Source organism: Providencia sp. PROV156 (assembly GCF_028480905.1).
GTDB lineage: Bacteria > Pseudomonadota > Gammaproteobacteria > Enterobacterales > Enterobacteriaceae > Providencia > Providencia hangzhouensis.
Map to the genome: position 1 here is coordinate 1 of NZ_JAMPPE010000047.1, position 8,073 is coordinate 8,073.

General features: G+C 53.4%; 8 protein-coding genes and 3 pseudogenes. 3 read left to right on the forward strand and 8 right to left on the reverse strand.

The annotated features are described in order from the left end of the window. Both glmM and sul2 read right to left on the reverse strand, forming a co-directional pair. A pseudogene (glmM, locus tag PSF31_RS20740) lies at positions 1-244 on the reverse strand (phosphoglucosamine mutase); the annotation flags it as partial. An 86-nt stretch (positions 245-330) separates the two neighbouring features. Further along, the gene (sul2, locus tag PSF31_RS20745) at positions 331-1,146 is read right to left on the reverse strand and encodes a sulfonamide-resistant dihydropteroate synthase Sul2 (protein WP_001043260.1); all 816 of its coding nucleotides are present in this window, start codon (positions 1,144-1,146) and stop codon (positions 331-333) included. 89 nt (positions 1,147-1,235) lie between these two features. Between sul2 and PSF31_RS20750 the strand changes: the two genes are divergently transcribed. Next, positions 1,236-2,326 (forward strand): IS4-like element ISAba1 family transposase gene (locus PSF31_RS20750; protein ID WP_085940648.1). Its coding sequence is split into 2 segments (ribosomal slippage): positions 1,236-1,776 and positions 1,776-2,326, totalling 1,092 coding nucleotides; the frame shifts between segments, so codons are not numbered across the junction. A gap of 196 nt (positions 2,327-2,522) precedes the next feature. Here PSF31_RS20750 and PSF31_RS20755 read toward each other — a convergent pair. From PSF31_RS20755 to PSF31_RS20760, 3 genes and pseudogenes are all read right to left on the reverse strand, one after another. Continuing rightward, positions 2,523-3,008, reverse strand: coding sequence for a hypothetical protein (locus tag PSF31_RS20755; RefSeq protein ID WP_006581703.1), 486 nt, complete (start codon positions 3,006-3,008; stop codon positions 2,523-2,525). 37 nt (positions 3,009-3,045) lie between these two features. Then, positions 3,046-3,180, reverse strand: a complete 135-nt coding sequence (locus tag PSF31_RS21155) for a phenol hydroxylase subunit (RefSeq protein WP_223231885.1) — start codon at positions 3,178-3,180, stop codon at positions 3,046-3,048. Positions 3,181-3,233: 53 nt separating this feature from the next. Beyond that, positions 3,234-4,733: pseudogene (locus tag PSF31_RS20760) on the reverse strand (Tn3 family transposase); the annotation flags it as partial. On the opposite strand from PSF31_RS20760, the gene PSF31_RS20765 reads away from it, so the two are divergent. Further along, on the forward strand, positions 4,734-4,868 hold the full coding sequence (locus PSF31_RS20765) for a hypothetical protein (RefSeq protein ID WP_015059631.1): 135 nt from the start codon (positions 4,734-4,736) through the stop codon (positions 4,866-4,868). It begins immediately after the preceding pseudogene. Beyond that, a complete protein-coding gene (locus tag PSF31_RS20770) occupies positions 4,819-5,571 on the forward strand; it encodes an IS6 family transposase (RefSeq protein WP_000602738.1) in 753 nt (250 codons plus the stop codon). Before PSF31_RS20765 ends, PSF31_RS20770 begins: the two co-directional genes overlap by 50 nt. Before the next feature lie 62 nt (positions 5,572-5,633). Here PSF31_RS20770 and PSF31_RS21160 read toward each other — a convergent pair. The 3 genes and pseudogenes from PSF31_RS21160 to aac(3)-IVa all read right to left on the reverse strand — a co-directional run. Next, positions 5,634-5,987: pseudogene (locus tag PSF31_RS21160) on the reverse strand (AAC(3) family N-acetyltransferase); the annotation flags it as partial. Between the two features lie 5 nt (positions 5,988-5,992). Then, on the reverse strand, positions 5,993-7,018 hold the full coding sequence (gene aph(4)-Ia, locus PSF31_RS20775; RefSeq protein WP_000742814.1) for an aminoglycoside O-phosphotransferase APH(4)-Ia: 1,026 nt from the start codon (positions 7,016-7,018) through the stop codon (positions 5,993-5,995). A gap of 228 nt (positions 7,019-7,246) precedes the next feature. Beyond that, positions 7,247-8,023: an aminoglycoside N-acetyltransferase AAC(3)-IVa gene (aac(3)-IVa, locus tag PSF31_RS20780; RefSeq protein ID WP_001199192.1), complete on the reverse strand. Its 777-nt coding sequence runs from the start codon at positions 8,021-8,023 to the stop codon at positions 7,247-7,249. Between the last annotated feature and the right edge of the window lie 50 nt (positions 8,024-8,073).

The following is an 8,073-nucleotide window of genomic DNA, read 5'->3' on the forward strand; positions in this document are numbered from 1 at the left end:
TTGTCGGCAGCGGGCCAAAAAGGAATACGTCCATGCCCATCGAGGTGAAACCGGCTGTGAGCGCGGGTTCAAGCATATAGCCCGACAGGCGCGTATCCTTGCCGATCACGACACGATGGCGGTGGTCACCGCGACGAAAGACACGGCCAGCCGCCATGCCGACGCGCAAGGCGGTTTCCGCCGTCATCGCGCCTTCGTTGGCTTTGCCACGAATACCGTCTGTGCCGAAATATTTGCGCACCATAAGGTCGATTATCCTGTCGTCGGGTCGCCCTCAAAGGGGACATGCCTGCTGAACCGCGAATATAGAGAAATATCCCGAATGTGCAGTTAACGAATTCTTGCGGTTTCTTTCAGCGCCGCCAATACCGCCAGCCCGTCGCGCAAGGGGCGCGGCTCGTGTGTGCGGATGAAGTCAGCTCCACCTGCGGCGGCGGCAAGCTCTGCAGCGAGTGTCGCGGCCCCGACATCCCCCGGACCACGGCCTGTGAGCGCGCGCAGAAAGGATTTGCGCGAAACAGACAGAAGCACCGGCAAATCGAAGCGCAGCCGCAATTCATCGAACCGCGCCAGCACCGAGAGCGAGGTTTCGGGAGCAGCCCCCAGAAAAAACCCCATGCCGGGATCAAGGACAAGGCGGTTGCGTTTGATACCGGCACCCGTCAGCGCCGCGATGCGCGCGTCAAAGAACGCCGCAATGTGATCCATGATGTCGCCAGCGGGTGCCTCGCGCCGATCTGCCTGCCCGTCTTGCACCGAATGCATAACGACGAGTTTGGCAGATGATTTCGCCAATTGCGGATAGAACGCAGCGTCTGGAAAACCGCGAATATCATTGAGATAGGCCACACCACGCGACAAGGCATAGGCTTGCGTCGCGGGTTGATAACTGTCGAGCGAGACGGGAATGCCATCTGCCTTGAGCGCGTCCAGCACCGGCGCGATACGCGCGATTTCTGTGTCGGACGAAACAGGCGCGGCGTCGGGATTGCTGGATGCCGGACCGAGGTCGATCACATCTGCCCCCTCGGCCATCAGCTTACGCGCCTGCGCAATGGCTGCGTCTGGCGCCAGATACCGGCCTCCATCGGAGAAACTGTCCGAGGTTATGTTGACGATGCCGAAAATGATGAGCGATTTATTCATGGGGGCTTCTATAATAATCTCTGTACACGACAAAAATAGATAACTCATTGAAATAATGTCACAATAATTGTTTTCTAACGACGAATACTATGACACATCTCAATGAGTTATATCTTATCTTAAACAAATCTCTAAAATGGAACAAGTCACATTTAAAGTGCTTTGCGCTCATCATGCTTGTGATTATTTTAAAGCAAACATGTAATCTTTCTTCTGCATCTAAAGCCTTGCCCATCAAGTGTTTACCACAATCATTTTATCGACGTATGCAGCGCTTCTTTGCAGGTCAGTATTTTGATTATCGTCAAATTTCTCAGTTGATTTTCAATATGTTTTCATTCGACCAAGTGCAACTGACTTTAGATAGAACCAATTGGAAATGGGGAAAACGAAATATTAATATCCTGATGCTCGCAATCGTTTATCGTGGAATAGCGATACCTATCCTTTGGACATTGCTTAATAAACGTGGAAATTCAGATACGAAAGAGCGTATTGCTTTGATTCAACGCTTTATAGCCATTTTTGGTAAAGACCGTATTGTGAATGTGTTCGCAGACAGAGAGTTTATCGGTGAGCAGTGGTTTACATGGTTAATTGAACAAGACATCAACTTCTGCATTCGTGTTAAAAAAACTTCATTGTCACCAATCATTTAGGAAAGAATCATAAAATTAGTGATTTATTTCGCCATCTTAAAGTTGGTCAAATTGAATGTCGTAAACGACGGATTTTGGTTGGTCGGGTGAAACTATATATAAGTGCACTACAGTTAGAAAATGGAGAGCTTTTACTCGTCGTTTCTCCTCAGTTTAATGCCAATGCTATTCAGGATTATGCATTACGCTGGGAAATTGAAACCTTATTCAGTTGTCTCAAAGGACGCGGGTTTAATCTTGAAAATACGCGCTTGACAGACCCTAGACGAGTGAAAAAATTGATTGCGGTGTTAGCTATAAGCTTCTGTTGGTGTTACTTAACGGGTGAATGGCAACATAATCAAAAAAAAGCGATAAAAATAAAGAAGCATGGACGACTCTCAATGAGTTTATTTCGCTATGGTTTAGACTATGTTCAAATGGCGATTCAGCGTTTAATTGGTTTTGGGAAAAAAGAAGAGTTTAAGGAAATTTTGGCAATTTTAAGAAAGCAGAATCCTGATAGGATAAGGGTTCTGTGAAATTTGTCGTGTACAGAGTATAATAATAATAATCGAGCATGAGTCTCATACGGATGCTCGGGTCGAAAGGGAATCCCCAGGCGAGTAACCTGTTTGCGGTGATCCATTAGCTGCAGGAGCAGAAGAGCATACATCTGGAAGCAAAGCCAGGAAAGCGGCCTATGGAGCTGTGCGGCAGCGCTCAGTAGGCAATTTTTCAAAATATTGTTAAGCCTTTTCTGAGCATGGTATTTTTCATGGTATTACCAATTAGCAGGAAAATAAGCCATTGAATATAAAAGATAAAAATGTCTTGTTTACAATAAAGTGGGAGTAGTAATTTCGTTACTTTGTTTAGAATTTCTTCAGAAATATTTCTTAATAAATCGTGTTTTTCAACAAGCGTAAAATTACTTTCTAAAATCTCTTGTTGTTTAGCTCGAGTTTGGGTATAAGCCCCATAATAAAATTGACGAGGATCTTTAAGCACGTACCAATCTTTCATTTGGATTACAGTACGGCCCTTATCGTAAAGATCAAATTCAGGCTGCCATAAAGGTTTGTAATGAAAATTAATTTCTTCCTGAATATCGTAGGTCGCTTCTTGATAACGTGAAGCTGGTTTATCACCAAATCTTTTTTCAATATAAGCATAAGTATTTCTTAAAGGCTTAACTGAAGATGTTTTAATATCAATTTGCATATAAATCTTCCTGATTTTTTAATAAAGACTAGAGTTTTTATTCTCTAATACCGGCCTGTCCAAATCGCCACTTCATGCGGTCATATTCAATCTTTGCAAAATCATCCGTACTTAGGTGCTGTACTTGATGGTGTGCGCAGAATTCTTCAAAAGCCTTGACTGGCATAATCATTTCTACAGCTAACTCTGGATGGGGTCGTTTGCGGGAGGGGGCGGAATCCTACGCTAAGGCTTTGGCCAGCGATATTCTCCGGTGAGATTGATGTGTTCCCATCCGAGCGGCGAAACATGGGCCAAGAGATCGGGCGATAGCAGCTTTCCATCGCGTTTCTGGTTTGCAACGACCTCGCCGAGCTTCATGGTGTTCCAGAAGATGATGATGGCGGCGAGCAGATTCATGCCGGCGATGCGGTAATGCTGGCCTTCGGCGGAACGGTCGCGGATTTCACCGCGGCGGTGGAAGCTGATTGCCCGCTTCAGCGCATGATGAGCTTCGCCTTTGTTGAGCCCGATCTGGGCACGCCGTTGGAGTTCGGCATCCAGAATCCAGTCGATCATGAACAGGGTGCGCTCGACGCGACCGACTTCCCGCAGGGCTGTCGCGAGCTCGTTCTGCCGCGGATAGGAGGCGAGTTTCCGCAGAATCTGGCTTGGCGCGACGGTCCCGGCAGCAATGGTGGCGGCGATGCGCAGGATGTCGGGCCAATTGCGCTCGATCATGGCTTGGTTGACCTTTCCGCCGATCAACGCTCGCAGGTGCGCCGGGGCGGCCGACGGATTGAACGCGTAGAGCCGTTTGGATGGCAGGTCGCGGATGCGCGGAGCGAACCGGTAGCCGAGAATGGCACATGCGGCAAAGACGTGATCGGTGAAGCCGCCCGTGTCGGTGAACTGCTCGCGGATATGGCGTCCAGCATCGTTCATCAGCAGGCCATCGAGGATGTAAGGCGCTTCGCTTGCCGTTGCAGGAATCACCTGGGTTGCGAACGGCGCATATTGGTCGGAGACGTGGCTATAGGCTTTCAGGCCCGGGGTATTGCCATATTTCGCGTTGACCAGGTTCATGGCCTCACCTTGCTCTGTAGCGACGAAGAACTGTCCGTCGCTCGAAGCCGACGTGCCCATGCCCCAGAACCGGGCCATGGGTAACGCTGCCTGTGCCTCGACCACCATGGCCAGCGCCCGGTCATAGGCTTCGCCCTCGACATGCCACCGTCCAATGCGGATCAATTCCCAGAAGGTGTGGGTGTTTGTCGCATCCGCCATTTTGCGCAAGCCGAGGTTGATCCCTTCCGCCAAGATAACGTTCATTAGCCCGATCCGGTCAGCGCAGGGTGCTCCTGTGCGCAGATGGGTGAACGCTTCGGTGAAGCCGGTCGCCGCATCCACCTCCAGCAGGAGATCGGTGATGCGCGTGGGCGGGATCTGCTTGTAGAGATCGAGCACCAGATCTTCGGCGCCTGTCGGCGCGGCGGCTTCGAGTTTCTCGATATGCAGAACGCCGTTTTCAATCGACCCGCCCGGGATCGTGCCTGCGCGAGCGGCACGGCCAAGCTCGCGCAACCGCATGTCGAGGCGAGCTTGCCGGTCTGCCAGCCATTCCTCCGGCCGCAATGGCACAGCGAGACGACCGCCTTCCGCGATGGATTGTGCCGGAACGAGTGCGTGTTTCAGATCGCCATAGCGCCGGGACCTAGTAAGCCAGACATCTCCGGAGCGGAACGCATGGCCTTGTCGCAAATTCTTCAGGTTAACTCGATGTTGACCATGGGGAGAGAAGTTGCCGCTCCTGATATTGCGGAGCGAGCCGATGATTTTGAATACCATTGCCGAAAAGCTGAAGCGCCAGTCGAAGGATGATTTCAAGGGCAGGCATTTCGAGGCCTGGCTGATTGTACAGGCGGTTGCCTGGTACTTGCGCTACCCGCTCAGCTATCGTGACTTGGAAGAGATGTTTCGCGAGCGGGGCTTCGAGGTCGATCATAGCACGATCAACCGCTGGGTATTGGCTTATGCACCTGTCATCGAGAAACGGCTGCGGCAGTTTCGTCGACCCCATTGCGGCTCGGTCCGGATTGATGAGACCTATGTCAAGATCCGCGGCAAATGGCGCTATCTGTACCGAGCCATCGATAAGCATGGCAATCCGGTGGATTTCCTGCTGACCGCTAAGCGCGATCTCGACGCTGCCAAGCGGTTCTTCCGAAAGATGCTTAAAGATGAACCCTTGTTGTCGCCGAACAGGATTGGGACGGACGGGGCCAACACCTTCCCGTCAACGATCAAAACGTCGGTTGATGATGGGCTTCTCCATCCCGATCCCGTGCATTATGTGACCAAACATCTCCAGCAGGGGATTGAGAGCGACCATTTCCGGGTGAAGAAGAACATGCCGAAGATCGGCGGTTTCCAATCCTTTAACACGGCGCGGCGAACCATCGCGGGTTTCGAGGCGATGCTGTGGCTGCGGAAGGGCTTTGGCTTTTCAGGCGGCTGGACCGTCAATGACCAGAATGATTTGCTTGCGCGCCTCTTCGGACTGCAAAAGGTTAACAAAGCATGAAAATACCGGCCTTGGCTGGGTGATAGCTGCCTCCAAAAGTGTTTGCGACACGCCCGGAACAATTCAGCCACTGCACCCATGTTCCGAGTTGGTGTGGTTTGCGGATCGTATGCCGGCATCTCGTTGCGCAAGATCTGCACCCAATCGGCAGGCACGGGCGGCGATCTCCAATCTGCGGGATCAGTCAGATCACCCGAGTGCGTGGGCATGACAATCGTGCCCTGGGGACCAACACAATCCAGAAGGGCCTGAATCACTGCGACCGGCCCTCCCGCGACCCAGCCGAGCGAGCTTAGCGAACTGTGGACGAGAACTGTGCCACCAAGCGTAAGGCCGTTCTCTCGCATTTGCCTTGCTAGGCTCGCGCGAGTTGCTGGCTGAGGCGTTCTCGAAATCAGCTCTTGTTCGGTCGGCATCTACTCTATTCCTTTGCCCTCGGACGAGTGCTGGGGCGTCGGTTTCCACTATCGGCGAGTACTTCTACACAGCCATCGGTCCAGACGGCCGCGCTTCTGCGGGCGATTTGTGTACGCCCGACAGTCCCGGCTCCGGATCGGACGATTGCGTCGCATCGACCCTGCGCCCAAGCTGCATCATCGAAATTGCCGTCAACCAAGCTCTGATAGAGTTGGTCAAGACCAATGCGGAGCATATACGCCCGGAGCCGCGGCGATCCTGCAAGCTCCGGATGCCTCCGCTCGAAGTAGCGCGTCTGCTGCTCCATACAAGCCAACCACGGCCTCCAGAAGAAGATGTTGGCGACCTCGTATTGGGAATCCCCGAACATCGCCTCGCTCCAGTCAATGACCGCTGTTATGCGGCCATTGTCCGTCAGGACATTGTTGGAGCCGAAATCCGCGTGCACGAGGTGCCGGACTTCGGGGCAGTCCTCGGCCCAAAGCATCAGCTCATCGAGAGCCTGCGCGACGGACGCACTGACGGTGTCGTCCATCACAGTTTGCCAGTGATACACATGGGGATCAGCAATCGCGCATATGAAATCACGCCATGTAGTGTATTGACCGATTCCTTGCGGTCCGAATGGGCCGAACCCGCTCGTCTGGCTAAGATCGGCCGCAGCGATCGCATCCATGGCCTCCGCGACCGGCTGCAGAACAGCGGGCAGTTCGGTTTCAGGCAGGTCTTGCAACGTGACACCCTGTGCACGGCGGGAGATGCAATAGGTCAGGCTCTCGCTGAATTCCCCAATGTCAAGCACTTCCGGAATCGGGAGCGCGGCCGATGCAAAGTGCCGATAAACATAACGATCTTTGTAGAAACCATCGGCGCAGCTATTTACCCGCAGGACATATCCACGCCCTCCTACATCGAAGCTGAAAGCACGAGATTCTTCGCCCTCCGAGAGCTGCATCAGGTCGGAGACGCTGTCGAACTTTTCGATCAGAAACTTCTCGACAGACGTCGCGGTGAGTTCAGGCTTTTTCATATCTCATTGCCCCCGGACGAGCGTCTGCTCCGCCATTCGCCGTCCGCCGTGCCAATCGGATCAGCCGTCCAAATGCGGGATTTTCGTTAGTCGGAGGCCAAACGGCATTGAGCGTCAGCATATCATCAGCGAGCTGAAGAAAGACAATCCCCGATCCGCTCCACGTGTTGCCCCAGCAATCAGCGCGACCTTGCCCCTCCAACGTCATCTCGTTCTCCGCTCATGAGCTCAGCCAATCGACTGGCGAGCGGCATCGCATTCTTCGCATCCCGCCTCTGGCGGATGCAGGAAGATCAACGGATCTCGGCCCAGTTGACCCAGGGCTGTCGCCACAATGTCGCGGGAGCGAATCAACCGAGCAAAGGCATGACCGACTGGACCTTCCTTCTGAAGGCTCTTCTCCTTGAGCCACCTGTCCGCCAAGGCAAAGCGCTCACAGCAGTGGTCATTCTCGAGATAATCGACGCGTACCAACTTGCCATCCTGAAGAATGGTGCAGTGTCTCGGCACCCCATAGGGAACCTTTGCCATCAACTCGGCAAGATGCAGCGTCGTGTTGGCATCGTGTCCCACGCCGAGGAGAAGTACCTGCCCATCGAGTTCATGGACACGGGCGACCGGGCTTGCAGGCGAGTGAGGTGGCAGGGGCAATGGATCAGAGATGATCTGCTCTGCCTGTGGCCCCGCTGCCGCAAAGGCAAATGGATGGGCGCTGCGCTTTACATTTGGCAGGCGCCAGAATGTGTCAGAGACAACTCCAAGGTCCGGTGTAACGGGCGACGTGGCAGGATCGAACGGCTCGTCGTCCAGACCTGACCACGAGGGCATGACGAGCGTCCCTCCCGGACCCAGCGCAGCACGCAGGGCCTCGATCAGTCCAAGTGGCCCATCTTCGAGGGGCCGGACGCTACGGAAGGAGCTGTGGACCAGCAGCACACCGCCGGGGGTAACCCCAAGGTTGAGAAGCTGACCGATGAGCTCGGCTTTTCGCCATTCGTATTGCACGACATTGCACTCCACCGCTGATGACATCAGTCGATCATAGCACGATCAAC

Bases quoted from the DNA above. Each gene is read 5' to 3' on its own strand.
- sul2 (WP_001043260.1), bottom strand. From the start codon at position 1,146: ATGAATAAATCGCTCATCATTTTCGGCATCGTCAACATAACCTCGGAC.
- PSF31_RS20755 (WP_006581703.1), bottom strand. From the start codon at position 3,008: ATGCAAATTGATATTAAAACATCTTCAGTTAAGCCTTTAAGAAATACT.
- PSF31_RS21155 (WP_223231885.1), bottom strand. From the start codon at position 3,180: ATGATTATGCCAGTCAAGGCTTTTGAAGAATTCTGCGCACACCATCAA.
- PSF31_RS20765 (WP_015059631.1), top strand. From the start codon at position 4,734: ATGGCCTTGTCGCAAATTCTTCAGGTTAACTCGATGTTGACCATGGGG.
- PSF31_RS20770 (WP_000602738.1), top strand. From the start codon at position 4,819: ATGATTTTGAATACCATTGCCGAAAAGCTGAAGCGCCAGTCGAAGGAT.